Annotated in this window: 14 protein-coding genes; 12 read left to right on the top strand and 2 right to left on the bottom strand. The window is 44.6% G+C overall.

Features of this window, described 5'->3' with window-relative positions:
• Nucleotides 1-46 precede the first annotated feature (46 nt).
• Complete coding sequence (locus tag H5073_RS06830; RefSeq protein ID WP_182678241.1) at nucleotides 47-970, top strand: LpxL/LpxP family Kdo(2)-lipid IV(A) lauroyl/palmitoleoyl acyltransferase; 924 nt, start codon at nucleotides 47-49, stop codon at nucleotides 968-970.
• Between the two features lie 173 nt (nucleotides 971-1,143).
• Nucleotides 1,144-2,058, top strand: coding sequence for a L,D-transpeptidase family protein (locus H5073_RS06825; protein ID WP_220487995.1), 915 nt, complete (start codon nucleotides 1,144-1,146; stop codon nucleotides 2,056-2,058).
• Nucleotides 2,059-2,172: 114 nt separating this feature from the next.
• Here the strand turns inward: H5073_RS06825 and H5073_RS06820 are convergent, their stop codons facing one another.
• Nucleotides 2,173-2,697 (bottom strand): polymer-forming cytoskeletal protein, encoded by a 525-nt coding sequence (locus H5073_RS06820; RefSeq protein ID WP_182678239.1) that lies wholly within the window; start codon nucleotides 2,695-2,697, stop codon nucleotides 2,173-2,175.
• Nucleotides 2,698-2,929: 232 nt separating this feature from the next.
• On the opposite strand from H5073_RS06820, the gene H5073_RS06815 reads away from it, so the two are divergent.
• From H5073_RS06815 to H5073_RS06805, 3 genes are all read left to right on the top strand, one after another.
• Nucleotides 2,930-3,289: a hypothetical protein gene (locus tag H5073_RS06815; protein WP_182678320.1), complete on the top strand. Its 360-nt coding sequence runs from the start codon at nucleotides 2,930-2,932 to the stop codon at nucleotides 3,287-3,289.
• A 103-nt stretch (nucleotides 3,290-3,392) separates the two neighbouring features.
• Nucleotides 3,393-4,184 carry an ABC transporter substrate-binding protein gene (locus tag H5073_RS06810; protein WP_259394844.1) on the top strand — a complete coding sequence of 264 codons (792 nt, stop codon included), beginning with the start codon at nucleotides 3,393-3,395 and terminating at the stop codon, nucleotides 4,182-4,184.
• Nucleotides 4,185-4,249: 65 nt separating this feature from the next.
• Nucleotides 4,250-5,200 carry a sodium-dependent bicarbonate transport family permease gene (locus H5073_RS06805; protein ID WP_182678237.1) on the top strand — a complete coding sequence of 317 codons (951 nt, stop codon included), beginning with the start codon at nucleotides 4,250-4,252 and terminating at the stop codon, nucleotides 5,198-5,200.
• Here H5073_RS06805 and glnE read toward each other — a convergent pair.
• Nucleotides 5,197-8,055 carry a bifunctional [glutamate--ammonia ligase]-adenylyl-L-tyrosine phosphorylase/[glutamate--ammonia-ligase] adenylyltransferase gene (gene glnE / locus H5073_RS06800; protein WP_182678235.1) on the bottom strand — a complete coding sequence of 953 codons (2,859 nt, stop codon included), beginning with the start codon at nucleotides 8,053-8,055 and terminating at the stop codon, nucleotides 5,197-5,199. The genes H5073_RS06805 and glnE overlap by 4 nt on opposite strands.
• Before the next feature lie 156 nt (nucleotides 8,056-8,211).
• Between glnE and H5073_RS06795 the strand changes: the two genes are divergently transcribed.
• From H5073_RS06795 to H5073_RS06765, 7 genes are all read left to right on the top strand, one after another.
• A complete protein-coding gene (locus H5073_RS06795; protein ID WP_182678233.1) occupies nucleotides 8,212-9,171 on the top strand; it encodes a hypothetical protein in 960 nt (319 codons plus the stop codon).
• 9 nt (nucleotides 9,172-9,180) lie between these two features.
• Nucleotides 9,181-10,080: a DUF350 domain-containing protein gene (locus H5073_RS06790; protein ID WP_182678316.1), complete on the top strand. Its 900-nt coding sequence runs from the start codon at nucleotides 9,181-9,183 to the stop codon at nucleotides 10,078-10,080.
• 8 nt (nucleotides 10,081-10,088) lie between these two features.
• Complete coding sequence (locus tag H5073_RS06785) at nucleotides 10,089-11,789, top strand: polyamine aminopropyltransferase (RefSeq protein WP_182678230.1); 1,701 nt, start codon at nucleotides 10,089-10,091, stop codon at nucleotides 11,787-11,789.
• Between the two features lie 101 nt (nucleotides 11,790-11,890).
• Nucleotides 11,891-12,304 carry a YjfI family protein gene (locus tag H5073_RS06780; protein ID WP_011495153.1) on the top strand — a complete coding sequence of 138 codons (414 nt, stop codon included), beginning with the start codon at nucleotides 11,891-11,893 and terminating at the stop codon, nucleotides 12,302-12,304.
• 11 nt (nucleotides 12,305-12,315) lie between these two features.
• Nucleotides 12,316-13,005 (top strand): PspA/IM30 family protein, encoded by a 690-nt coding sequence (locus H5073_RS06775; protein WP_182678228.1) that lies wholly within the window; start codon nucleotides 12,316-12,318, stop codon nucleotides 13,003-13,005.
• 6 nt (nucleotides 13,006-13,011) lie between these two features.
• The gene (locus H5073_RS06770) at nucleotides 13,012-13,656 is read left to right on the top strand and encodes a hypothetical protein (protein WP_182678226.1); all 645 of its coding nucleotides are present in this window, start codon (nucleotides 13,012-13,014) and stop codon (nucleotides 13,654-13,656) included.
• Between the two features lie 31 nt (nucleotides 13,657-13,687).
• Entirely contained in the window at nucleotides 13,688-14,014 is a 327-nt protein-coding gene (locus H5073_RS06765; RefSeq protein WP_182678224.1) for a hypothetical protein, read from the top strand.
• Nucleotides 14,015-14,048: the final 34 nt, after the last annotated feature.

Genomic DNA, 14,048 nt, shown 5'->3' with positions numbered 1-14,048 from the left:
ATTAAGTTAGAATAAGCGCTAATTTAGATAAAAAGGCGTGTTAGCTGTGGTCGAAAAAGCCAAATTCTCTGCTCATTTGCTCCATCCCAAATATTGGCTATTATGGTTTGGTGTCGCACTTATGCGCACCACCCAAGTCTTGCCATTGCGCTGGCAAATGAAACTGGGCGCCGGACTTGGCCGTTTTGTCATGAGAGTTGCGGGTAGTCGTACCCGCACTGCAAAGCGCAATATCAGTTTATGCTTTCCAGAAATGAGCGCACAAGAGCAGCAAACATTGTTAGTGCAGAATTTTGAAGAAACAGGCAAAGCCCTGTTTGACACTATTAATGCTTGGTGGTGGTCAGATAGCAAAGTGCAAGATCATATGCAAATGGCAGGTACTGAACACATAAGCAATACACTCGAAGCGGGCCATGGAGTGATCCTATTTGCAGTGCATTGCTTACCCCTTGAGATGGGTGCAAGAGTGTTTGGACAATTCAATCCTAGTATTGGAGTTTACCGCCCTCATAACAACCGCTTAATGGAATATTTGCAAGTCAAAGGACGTTTGCGCTCAAACAAAGGCTTAGTATCAAAACGGGATATACGTCAAATGGTACGCAGCCTTAGAACCCCTGATGCTGTCTGGTATACCGCAGATCAGGACTTTGGCCGCTCAAGCGCGGTCTTTATTCCCTTTTTTGCCGTGCCCGATGCTGCAACCATTACAGGGGCCACCACTTTAGCCAAATTAGGTAAAGCCAAAGTATTACCGTTTTTTGTTGAACGCAATCAAGATGACTCAGGCTATCGCATTGAAGTTATGCCAGCACTTGAAGATTTTCCAGGTGTTGATGAAGTTAGTGATGCCTTGCGGGGCAACAAGATAATAGAGCAACTTATTAATAAAAATCGTCACCAATACATGTGGCTACATCGACGCTTCAAGACTCGTCCCGATGAAAATGGCCCATCTCTCTATTAGTTGCACTAAAGGTCAAAAACACGATTGGTAAATTTATCGCATTTAAGTGCTTTGCAACTCAAATTTCGGTTGAATTTTTAAACTAAATGAGAGAGGATGCGGCCTTTAATTGTCTGGCTTAACACCTTGTTTCACCAGACTGAAAATCTCTGTTTTAGGAACATTATCAGCTTATGATTAATCCGTTTCGCTCTGCCCTAATCCTTGTTTCGGCACTTTTTATGAGCTCTGCTGTAGCTGTCGAATACCCATTACCTGCTAAAGGCAGTAATTTAGTGGGTGAAAATCAGTATTACGTGGTTCCCGATGGCAAGTTGACCTTAGAGTCTATCGCAGCCAAATTCCAACTTGGGCTTAGCAACCTACTTGAAGCAAACCCAGGTGTTGATCCTTTCCTGCCTAAACCTGGCAGTACTTTGATTATCCCGCAGCAGTTAATTCTACCTAATGCACCTCGCGAAGGCATAGTCATTAACGTGGCAGAAATGCGCCTGTATTATTATCCTAAAGGTAAAAATATTGTTGAAGTTTTGCCCATTGGTATTGGCCAAATTGGTAAAGATACTCCTGAAAAATGGGTCACGACAGTGCAGCGCAAGCGCGCAAATCCAACCTGGACACCTACGCCGCGTATTCGTAAAGAGTACCTAGCTAAAGGCGAAGTGCTTCCTGCCGTTTGGCCTGCGGGCCCTGATAACCCAATGGGGTTATTTGCGCTTTACATCGGTAACTTGTATGCCATTCATGGTACCAATGCCACATTCGGTATTGGTTTGCGTATCAGCCAAGGCTGTATTCGCTTACGTGATGAAGATATTGAACATTTATTTAATAGCGTACCTGTTGGCACCCGCGTGGAATTCACTAACCAGCCGATCAAAGCCAGTGAAGAGCCTGATGGTAACCGTTACCTAGAAGTGCACCAGCCACTGTCTCGCACCATGGCTGAATACGAGTCAGTAGAGCCAGTAGTGCTGAGTATGCACAGAGATATTGCCAGATTTGTTGCTAATGCAGAAACCGACTCTTTCGTATTAAAACGTTTACTTGAGCAACGTAACGGTATCCCAACTCGTATTAATCAATAATTTGGATACTTGATCTTCCAGTCTCTGTGAAGTCAATGTAAAAAAGCCTCAAACTGATAAGTGTTGAGGCTTTTTTATTGTCAAAGCTGAAAATAAGTGTTTTATTCTGAGAGATTAGCTCGCAAGATTTAGCGCATTTAGGCTGCTGTCGCTGGTTTTAGGTTTGCTGGATAACTTCGACTTAGTTTCATGGGCTACTGTCACTAATGCCTCTTCTAGGGTTTGGGTTATATCTACGCCCTTTTCCACTAAAGATTCTTGGGCCACTTCTTGGCTTATTGCTGAGGTACGAGTACCGATAAACTGACCACCATCGTAAATTTCCATTTGCTGGCAAGCCAGTGAGCCATCAACAACACCAGAGCTGACAATAATCAATTTATCACAAAAAACACGCCCTTTAACTACGCCACATACTTTGAGTTCTTTGCAATAAATATCACCTTCAATCACACCTGAAAGCTCCACTTTCACATGACTTGTAGACCTTAACACGCCCTGTAATTGACCAGCAATTAACGCGCCGCCCTGTAACTTAATCTCACCTTGCAATTGGGCATCTACGCCAATGTAAGTGACATCTGCAGCTTTGCTATGCTCGCGAGAGAAATACTTCGTTAACCCTGAATTTGTAGCCATAGTCCAATCATTCGCCTTTATTTACTTACCAATACCTACTCAAAGCGACCTTGATATTTAGAAAATGAAATCAACAATGAATTTGTTTAGCTTAAGGCCTAGTTAAGGGTGCTGATATTTTAAGCATCCCTTTCCACAAATCTCAGTTTATGACAGCGACTCGGGTTCCTTTTCAAATACTTTTTGGTCATACTGCCTGCACTTACTTTTGCTTGGATATCACTCTGTGAATATGTCATCTGTAGATTTAACGTCAACCCTTAAAGATCTGAATTGCCGTAGTAATTTCAACATTCAAAATGTTACTGAATACATGCTGCCACACACCAAAGAAGCCTTTTATGTCCACCAGCAGAGCCAGCGTACCCGATTAATCATCCGCCCTGCTTTTGAAATTTTTTCAGCAGAATTATGCCTAATTGACGGAGTCCACAGTGAGTATGAGTATTACCATAATAACCAAATGACCCGTTTTCCCAAACGACAACATAAAGGAGTCGAGCCGGTACATTATGGCTTAGCATTCTCTTTTGATGACGCCAAAGCATTAAGCTCGTTTATCGAAAAACTCATTTCTATAGTGAATGGGTAGTTTGCTTCAGTACAAACTACTCCTCAAGTATGAGTTAACTCCATAAAATTTATACTAGACTCAATGGACATGCATTAAGTCACTAAAGGATTATTATACTGTTTTGCGAATTCTATCTATTCTGCTTGCAAGCTTATTGAGCTTTACCGCCCATGCTGATGAACTGAACATGGCATTTGGAGAGTCTATTCCTCCTTTTTCATTTCCTGATTCACATTCTGGGATTGAAATAGAAATCATCAGCGCAGCCTTGGCTGTCCATGGCCACAGTATTAATCCCAGTTATTTGCCCTTGGCACGAGTACCTTTTGGCTTTAAACAAGGTGAATTTGATGCAGCTATGACAGACTTAGGCCAAGATATGCAAGCCTTAGGTGCTTATTATGGCGATCCTGCTGTGCTCTACGACAATGTATTTATTAGCCTTGCTGAGCGTAAATTGGAGATTAAAGCCCCAGAGGATCTCCAAGGTCTTAGCATAGTGTCATTTCAAGGAGCCTATAAGCGCTATCCTGAATGGCTGATGACAGGTAAATTGAATGGTTTGTACACTGAGAATTTCAGACAAGAAAATCAAGTGTTGTTGTTAGAGAGAGGGCATTTCGACTTAGCACTCAGTGATATCAATATTTTTAAATATCATCAAATTCAAGTTCACCAAAATCTGGGCACACCACTAAAAACAGTAAAATTTCATCACTTTGTCAGACTAGATCCCAATGATTATCGCCCAGTATTTTGGAAAAAAAATATTCGTGATGACTTTAATGATGGACTCAAAAAGATAAAAAAAACCGGTGAATATCAAGCGATTTACGATAGGTACTTAATCGCCCCCATGACAGCCTTAGAAACCATAAATAACACCACCTTAGAGACAAAAGTAGTAGATTAATTGCTAAGCTTTTCTTATACAGGCACAATCAGCATCATTTAATACTGCCAATAGATAACAAACTCATGCCTGATATCGTCATCGCCTTTTTTGCTCTTGGATTACTCGCTGGACTGATTAAATCTGATCTAAAAGTCCCCAAAGCCACTTATGAGACCCTATCTATCCTACTGATGCTGACCTTAGGTTTAAAAGGCGGCATGGCGCTTCACGGTCAGACTCACACACTAAACTATCTAGAGTTATTGGCAATTATCGCCATGGGATTGATTATCCCTCTAAGTTTATATCCGCTGTTGACGAAAGTGATTAAATTGCATCGCACCGATGCTATTAGTGTGGCAGCCCATTACGGCTCAGTCAGCGCGGGCACCTTCGCAGTTGTCATGGCCATGGTTGAAGTCTCAGATTTACCCCTAAAACCTGAAACCACTCTTTATTTAGTGTTACTCGAGCTACCTGCAATTATTGTCATGTTGTGGCTTTACCGCCATTTACAGGCGAAAGACAGCACGGATGTAGGAAGTTCATCCAATTCAAGCGTACTCCATGAGGCCATGACCAGCCGCGGCGTTGTCTTGCTTTGTGGAGGAGTATTAATTGGTTGGATATATGGCACTGATGGTATGGCGCCACTGACTCCTATGTTATTGGGCGGTTTTAAAACTTTATTAGCATTATTTCTATTAGAAATGGGGATTACAACAGCAAAAGTGTGCTTCCCACTGCCTTATAAACAATGGCGCTTATTGATATTTGCAGCTGTAGCCCCTTTTATTTTGGCCTGGGTTGGGATCTTAGCGGGCCTATGGCTTGAATTACCTCAAGGTAGCACTTTAGTATTGGCTGGGCTCAGTGCCAGCGCTTCTTACATCGCCGCCCCTGCCGCCATTAAGGCCGCGATTCCCGATGCCAATATTGGCCTTGCTATGCTGGCATCTCTTGGGATCACTTTCCCAGTTAACGTATTAATTGGCTTACCTTTGTACCAAAACTGGATAGCACAATTATATTAAGCCTTGAGCAACTCTTGATACAACTCAAGTATCGGCTCAGTTTTATGGATCACGCTAGCCAATGCCAATACGCCTTTGGCATGTTGTAAGGTTAATCTGTGGTTTTCATCTCTGAGCCAACAATAGGTCTGGGTTAACAGTTGAGCCTGCATCACAGGTAATAAACCCAGATCTGCCAGCACCTCAAAAATTCTCACGTTATCAGACCATAAGGTTAAATCTTCATACTCATTAGCGTGAGCAAGTACCAGGTATTGACCAATAAACTCAATGTCAGCAATACCGCCTGGGCTTTGTTTTAAGTCAAATTCATCAGTGCGAATTTTAAGCAGATGATCGCGCATCTTAGTGCGCATATCCCGCACCGCTTTTGCAAGCTCAGCCTGCTCTCGGGGCATCTTAAGCACTGCTGCACGAATATCATTAAAACGCGCCGCCATACTTCCTGAGCCAAACACAAATCGTGAACGCACTAAGGCTTGATGCTCCCAGATCCAAGCTTCTGTCTGTAAGTATTGATAAAAACCTTCTATATCACTCACAAGTAGCCCAGATTCACCAGAAGGTCGCAGTCGCATATCCACTTCATAAAGCTCGCCCGAGGTGGTACGGGTTGCAAACAGGTGGACTATTCGCTGGGCTAATTTAAGGTAGAACAGCTTAGCTTCGATGGAGCGATCGCCATCTGTAATTCCAAATAGATCGTTTTGATGCAAGAAAACCAAATCAAGATCTGAGCCATAACCTAGCTCAATACCGCCCAATTTACCGTAGCCAATAATGGCAAAACCCATGTTATCTATACTGGTGCCAGCAGGGACTCCATGGCGGCTAGCCACCTGATGCCAAGCTTGATGTACCACTTGCTCTATGATGGCTTCAGCTAAAAAGGTTAAGTGGTCACTCACCTGCATCACAGGTAAGACACCTGTGACATCGGCCGCGGCAATTTTTAACTGCTGCGATAATTTAAACTGCCGCAATGCTTCCATCTGCTGCTCCATGTCATCTTCTGGCACTCGCAGTAAATACTGACGTAACTCACTAGGATAATCGTCGATAGAAGTGGTGTCGTAAAGCTGAGAGGGATCAATAAGCTCATCCAGCAACATAGGAAAATTAGCTAATTCTTTAGCCACCCAAGGGCTAGCGCAGCACAGGCTCACCAGTTGCTGACGCGCACCGGGGTTTTCACACAATAGTTCAAGATAAGTGGTGCGTGTGAGGATTTGATCTAGCACCTGCATTACAGACTTGAATGCTTGACTTGGTTTCATCATCCCGGTGAGTTCATCCAATAACCTTGGCATAAGTTTATCTAAGGTTTCCCTGCCTCTTGGCCCTATGGTGCGCTTAGCCACCACGGCGCGCCAATGGCTGAGTAACGGCCAAAGTTCATCATCTTCTATTTGCTGTTCATCAAGTAACGCCTGTGCATGGTCGTCTTGTTGAATATTCCACAGCTGTGAAGTCCAATGCTCACTTTGTTCTTGGCTATCCATACCGCCCACAGTGGCATTAAAATGCTGATGAATTAATCCCATGGCTTTTTCAATATGGGTACGTAAATCAGACTCATTTACCCTGTCTAAGCCATAACAAAGCCGCTGCCAATCTAATCCACGATTTGGCAAGGTTTGGGTTTGCTTATCATCTATGGCTTGCAGCAGATTTTCCACTCGGCGCAGTAACACATAACTGTGCTTTAGCTCATCAACTGCCAAGTACTCCAACTGGCCTAAGCTGTACAGCACATCTATGGCACCAAATAGGCTCTGTTGTCTAAGAGCTGGCTCGCGGCCGCCACGAATAAGCTGAAAACTCTGCACCACGAATTCCACTTCACGAATACCGCCGGCGCCTAATTTAATGTTATCAGTCAATTGACGACGACGGACTTCTTGAGCGATCAATTGCTTCATTCTGCGCAATGAATCAATAGCAGAAAAGTCAATGTAGCGGCGATAAATAAAAGGCTTGAGTAAAGCATGCAGCTCATCGCTGTAGCCATTCCAAGGGCCTAAAGCGCGAGCCTTAACCATGGCATAGCGCTCCCAGTCACGGCCTTGCTCTTGATAATAATCTTCAAGCCCGCTAAAGCTCACCACCAAAGGGCCGCTCTCGCCGTAAGGCCGAAGGCGCATATCAACCCTAAATACAAAGCCATCGACAGTGAGTTGATTAAGTAAATTAATCAATCGCTGCCCCATACGAATAAAAAACTCTTGGTTGGTTTGTGAGCGCCGTGCCCCTACGGTTTCACCGTGCTCAGGGAAGGTAAAAATCAAATCTATGTCAGAGGAGAAATTAAGCTCTCGCCCGCCCAGTTTCCCCATACCTAAAATAAGCAAAGGTTGTGGCCGACCTTCGCTATCACTGGGCGTGCCGTATTGCATGCACATTTGCCTATAAAGCCAATCACGCCCGGCAATCACTAATGCTTCCGCCAGCGCCGATAAATCTAATAATGAAGCCTCTAGACTGCTGTAATTCATGAAATCACGCCATGCCAAGCGCACCATGTGTAGATTTCTAAACTCTCTTAGTACTTTTTTAGCTTGTTCATCATCGGTGGCAGCCGCTAATAATTTGTGCAGCTGGTGATCAAAGGCCTGCCTATCGACTTCTTCTAATAGCCCTTGTTCAAACAAGATCAGAATCCAGTCGGGGTGACGGCATAATTGCTGCGCGATATAATCACTCAAACCCAGTACTGTTTTCAGCTCATCTTGCTGCGCTGTACTCAGCTGATTTTGCGCCTCAGGCCAAACTTGAATAAGCGCAGTCCAATATTGCACCGATGTCTGTGCCAAAGTGGCCGGATAAACTTTGTGGCTCTGACTGGGTACAGGCATAATATTCCTTAACAAATTAGCGGTCGACATATTATGTCGCGAGTGTTATATAACTAGATACAAAGAATAAAGTTCTAAAGCTGCATCAAGATTACTATAAGCTATGCACCAGTCATATCGAATTTGTAGCTGAAACCAACCCAATTTGGAGAAAACATGAGCGGCATGCTTCCCCGCATCCTCGGTATCTTGTCTGTTATCATCTCTAGCTTAGTATTAACTGGCTGTGGCGACGATAGGCCAGAACAAATCGAGCAGTATCAACAGCTCAGCCAACAGCGCTTGAGCCAACTTGCCACCATGCTTGATAATAAGCAGTTAAGAAACGCTAACTTACTGAGTCAGTACGCCCAGATTTTAGCTAAAAACAAGCCAGATCTCAGGCCATTAATCGAGGAGCTAGAAAAAGATGCTGGGACCCAAGGCCCTATGTATCAATCCCTTGTGCGGCGCCTTCAAGAATTAAAGACTAGCGCCAATTTTATCGATGTCGACCAGCAACTCAATGAAGCACAAAATCTATATCAAGCCTTAGACCCAAGCTTGTATAACGATTTATTATCAGATCCTGTCAATGTGATTGCCGATATGTCCAATGGTGCCTTAGCCCGCGTTAACTCCATCAGCAAAGAAGCCTCAGTGCTTGCCAATGGCGGCGAAGATTTTGGCCCTGGCAGTCAACTTGTGGGTAATCCTGGCTATGGCAGCTGGCAAACCAACAGCAGCGGCACCTCATTCTGGGCTTGGTATGGCATGTACGCCATGTTTTCTAATGTGTTTAATCGCCCCATTGGCTATGATCGCTGGTCTAGTCGTCGTGGTTACAGCTACTACAATGATGTCGGCCGCTACCGTTACACCTCCCCTAAACAAGCAACGAGTCAAAATAGCACCTTTGAACGTGAGAAAAAGCGCTTTAGCTCTCAAGGCAAGCGCTTTCAAAGCCCCTACGCTAAGACTCGCACCGGAGCCACTAGCCTATCTAAGCAAAGCAGCTCAGCCCCAGCGGCAAGTACCGCCGGTAATCGCAGTAAGTTTCGCTCAAATTATTCTAAAGACAGTAGTTTTCGCAATTCCAGCAGCCGAACTAGTCGCGGCGTGAGTCGAGGAAAATAAGGAACCATGATGACATTATTTCAAGACCTAGGCTTAACCCAAGAGCTGATGAGTATTCTCGCTATAGATTTAACCATAGCCGTGGTGCTGCTCACCTTAATGCGTTATCTGCAAGGCTGGAGCGTAAAAGTGAACAGTAGCGCCGAACTTGCTGAGCGCGACAACTTCGCCTTTGGCATAAGCACAGCGGGCGCCATTGCAGCTCTGGGCATTGTGCTCACAGGCGCCATCACAGGGGAAGCTGCAAGCTCCTTGGCAACAGAAGCCATAGGCATGACAAGTTACGGCCTGTTTGGTTTAATTCTGATTAAACTGGGGCGCTTCTTACATGACAAGATAGCCCTAAATGAATTTGATAAAAACGCAGAAATCCTCAAGGGCAATGTCTCAGTTGCAGTGGTTGATGCCTCGGTCGCGATTGCGACAGCTATCATCATACGCTCAGTATTGATGTGGGCTGAAGACATCACTCTAGATACCTTTATCGCCATTTTTAGTGCTTTTATCGTATCGCAGTTTATCTTAGTGCTGTTGACCCGTATGCGCGAAAACCGTTATGCCAAACGCAATCAAGACGCTTCAATGCAACAAGCCTTTGTTGGCGGGCAAACCGCTCTTGCCATACGTCATAGCGGTTACTTGATTGCGATGGCATTAAGCTTTAACGCCGCCAGTCACTTCATTATTTACGACCCCACAGCCTACCTTGCTAACATTATAGGTTGGACTGCATTTTCACTTATCATGTTGATTGTACTATCTTTACTGATAACCTTAGTGAAAGCCTTAGTGCTTGCTCGCATCAATTTGGCCCAAGAAGTCGAGCAGCAACACAATATTGGTATTGCCGCAGTAGAAATGGCCATTAGCATTGCCATAGCGTTAATTCTCACCGCACTAATGGCGTAAAATCAGATATGGCGTTAGGGTTAAAAACCAATAAAACCACAGGTGTTTCATGGCTAGATGATGCGCTGCTATTAGGCATAATGGCGTCTTTAGCAGCCTGCGGTTTGATCTATGAGTATCTGCTTTCTCATTATGCTGGGCGTATTTTAGGGGCGCTGGAAGCCGCGATTTACACCATGATTGGCTTGATGATCGTATCCATGGGCTTTGGGGCATTCGCAGCCCGCAAAATCCGTTGTGCTTTCACAGGCTTTGTAGTGCTTGAGCTACTCGTCGCCTTGTGTGGCTCCCTTGCCATCATAATCACAGCTGCAGTCATAGGCTTTGGGCAACAATTTCCTTTGATGCTGGCCAATACCTTAGGCCTGCCCGCCGATCACCTCCCCGATGGCGGCTTTATTGCCAAACTGCAAAATCTGAGCGAGTACTTACCCTACTTATGGGGACTTATTCTGGGCTTAATGATTGGCATGGAAATCCCCTTAATTGCTAGGGTGCGTCAATCTTTATCAGAGGCACATTTGCTCCACAATGCCGGCACCATTTATGGCGCAGATTACTTAGGCGCAGGTATTGGCGCCGCCATCTGGGTCGCATTTATGCTGGCCATAGATATTCAATTGGCAGCAGCCCTCACCGCCAGTGTTAACTTACTTGCGGGCCTAGTGTTTATTTGGCGTTTTTGGGATCAAATTATTAGAGTTAAACTCTTACTGGCGCTGCATTTTGTGGTGGGACTCATCTTAATCCTGCTGGCCTGGCAAGGGCCAAGTTGGGAGCAAGACTTTAATAACTTACTCTACAAAGACAAGGTCGTTTACGCTAAAGCCACCCGTTTCCAGCAGCTCAATATTACTGAGCGGCTACGAGGCCAAGGCTTACCGCCAGTATATTCGCTGTACATTAATGGCCGGCTGCAATTTTCCAGTAGCGATGAACACATCTACCACAGCTTTTTAGTCCACCCAACACTCGCCGCCAGCGCACGGCAGCAAAAGGTACTTATTATCGGCGGCGGCGATGGCCTAGGCTTGAAACAAGTGCTTAAGTGGCAACCTGAACAAGTCGTCTTGATGGATTTAGATAAAGACTTGGTCCAGCTGTTTAAACAAGCCCCTGAGGACATGCCTGAGGCCCTAGCCCGTGAACTTAAGCGACTTAATGGCGATGCCCTAAATGATCCTAGGGTTGAAATTATGTTCGATGATGCCTTTAATGGGGTCGATAAACTCATCGCTAAAGAATTAAGCTTCGATAGCATCATTGTCGATTTGCCCGATCCAAGTCACCCTGATTTAAACAAGCTATATTCTGACTTTTTCTATCGAAAACTCAACGAACTATTAAGCGCAGATGGTGCGATTACCGTGCAATCCACCTCCCCCTATCATGCACCTAATGCCTTTATTTCTGTGGGTAAAACCTTGGCATCAGCCGGTTTTAAGGTAGAACAGTATCATCACAATGTACCCAGTTTTGGCGAGTGGGGCTGGTCAATGGCGACGAAATCTGGCGACAGCCCTAAGCAACGTTTAGCAAAAAAACTTCACTTACCGGCTGATGAAACTTGGCTAACTTCAGGGTTGATCTTGGGGGCTTTTGAATTCCCCGGGGATTTTTACCGTGAAAAAGCTAAGATAAAAACAAATAAACTCAATTCATTACAGCTTTATCAGTACCATTTAGCTGACTGGTCAGAGAATCGATAAACGCTTTATTGAGTTGATTAAAATTATCAAAAAATAGCGCTTGACATATTATGTCCTGATGCTATCTTAACTCACAGACATAATATGTCATAAGGACAACTATGAACATACATAAAATAGCCAGCCACCTAAATGGCCTTGGCGATCTGAGCCAGACTGGGTTTCAATTTGATTGTTACCCTATCGATGGTGATGTTGAAGTATTACAAGTTAATATTGTTGGCCGTGAAGAGATCCCTGTATTTGTTTCTGTCACTGACAACCAAGTGTTATGCATAAGTTATCTGTGGGGTGAGGATGAAGTTAATCAAACTCGCCGCGCACAAATGTTTGAAACCATGTTAGAGCTGAATATTCCAATGCCTTTATCATCATTCGCCAAGATTGATGACAAATACGTGGTCTATGGTGCCTTATCGGTACAATCTAGCATGGAAGAAATTGAACAAGAACTGGCGGTATTGTCGGATAACTGTTTAGAAGTTATCGATGAACTTGCCGAATTTTTGAATTAAGGAGCCACACTATGGGTATTTTAAATAAGATTCTAACTGCGTTTCGCGGTGGTGCAACCGAAGTTGGCCAGACAATCGTTGACGCTAATTCAACTCGCATTTTTGAACAAGAAATTCGTGATGCCGAGAAACATTTAACCAAGGCAAAACGTGAACTCACCGACGTGATGGCCAAAGAAATGCAAGCCAGTCGTGAAGTTGATCGCTTAAAGCGCAGCATTGCAGAACATGAAGGCTACGTGACTCAAGCCCTAGAGAAAGGCAATGAAGCCTTAGCCGTTGAAGTGGCTGAAAAGATTGCCCAGCAAGACCAAGAGTTATCTGAGCAGCAAAGTGCTAATGAGAGCTTCTCAGCCCATGCACTGCGCCTGAAAGATTTAGTGAAAAAGACCGAGCGTCAGTTATCAGACTATCAACGCCAGCTCAGCATGGTCAAGACCACCGAAAGCGTGCAAAGAGCGACTGCAACCATTACTGACTCATTCGCATCAAGCAACTCAAAGCTGCTTAATGCTAAAGATTCACTGGAGCGTATCAAGGCACGTCAGCAGCAATTTGATGACCGCCTAAAAGCCTCTGAAACCTTAGCGGAGGAAAACAGCGACAAGTCATTGCACGCTAAGTTAGCCGAAGCCGGTATTGGTGAACAAAAATCCAGTGCTAATGCCGTGTTAGATCGCATTAAAGCCCGTAAAGGTTAATGGATTATGGGATTTCTAAACAGCCTATTTGGCAAGAAAGAAGCCCCGACGCGTCAACTCGACCATCCAACAAAGCTCATCAAGGGTGACATGATTACCCTTGATGACAGCTTTGCTTTGCCGCCGCAACTTAAAGGGCAGCAATTAAGAGTCGAGGCCGTGCACACCTATGAATATGAACGTAGCCAAAATTGTGAGTTCTTACTTCGTGGTCACAGCGGTGACGCCATTTTCCTTACTTATGTAGAAGAAGATGACAGCTATTTAAGCTTATCTATCAAGGTAAATGCAGCGCAAGTTGAGACCTTGTTCGATATGGCAGAATTTGAGCAAATATTCGAAGAACCTGGCCAAGCTAAACTAACCACTCAGCCACTGGCAGATACGCTCGATGATGAATTCGGTAAATGGCTTGGGGAAGATTATCATCAAGTTGAATTTGCCGGTTTTGGTTATTTTCACAGGCAGGACTATCGCGGCCAGAAACCACCTCAAGATCAACAAGGCGAAGCTTTTGAAAGCTACAGCCTAGTGACTGGTGAGGATAGCCACGCTATCGATATCGAGGTTTATGAAGGCGGCGAGACCGAGGTGATGCTCACCTTATATCGACCCCTAACAGATATCAGACAATATTGGCCGGTAAGCTAAGCTGGCGTAGCAATAGGAGCCAAGGATCCTTATGACCAAAGGGAAAACCTTACCCGAGAAGTGGCTTAACAACCAAGCGGCAGCAAAAGCAACTCAAGTGGCGTTTGACTTGGATGAGAAGTTTCAGTACTCCATTCGCAAAGCCGCCTTAGATGCTGGCGTTAGCCCTTCAGATCAGATTCGAACTATTTTAGGTTTAAGCCTGGCTAAAAGACCAAAACGGCCTCGGCTTACTGTGTCACTGAGCCCTGAAGATTATGCTCAGCTAGCTATTAAATACGGCCTTGATTCCCAATCACAATTAGAGATCAAGAAACGGGTATTAGATGATTTAGTTCATTTTGTAGACACAGAATAATTTCCAACAGCACGCAACTTCCACCCTTGGTTGC

This window comes from Shewanella sp. SR44-3 (assembly GCF_014163735.1).
Lineage (GTDB): Bacteria > Pseudomonadota > Gammaproteobacteria > Enterobacterales > Shewanellaceae > Shewanella.
Note: the sequence above shows the minus strand (reverse complement) of the source record. Positions and strands in the feature narration are given on the sequence as shown.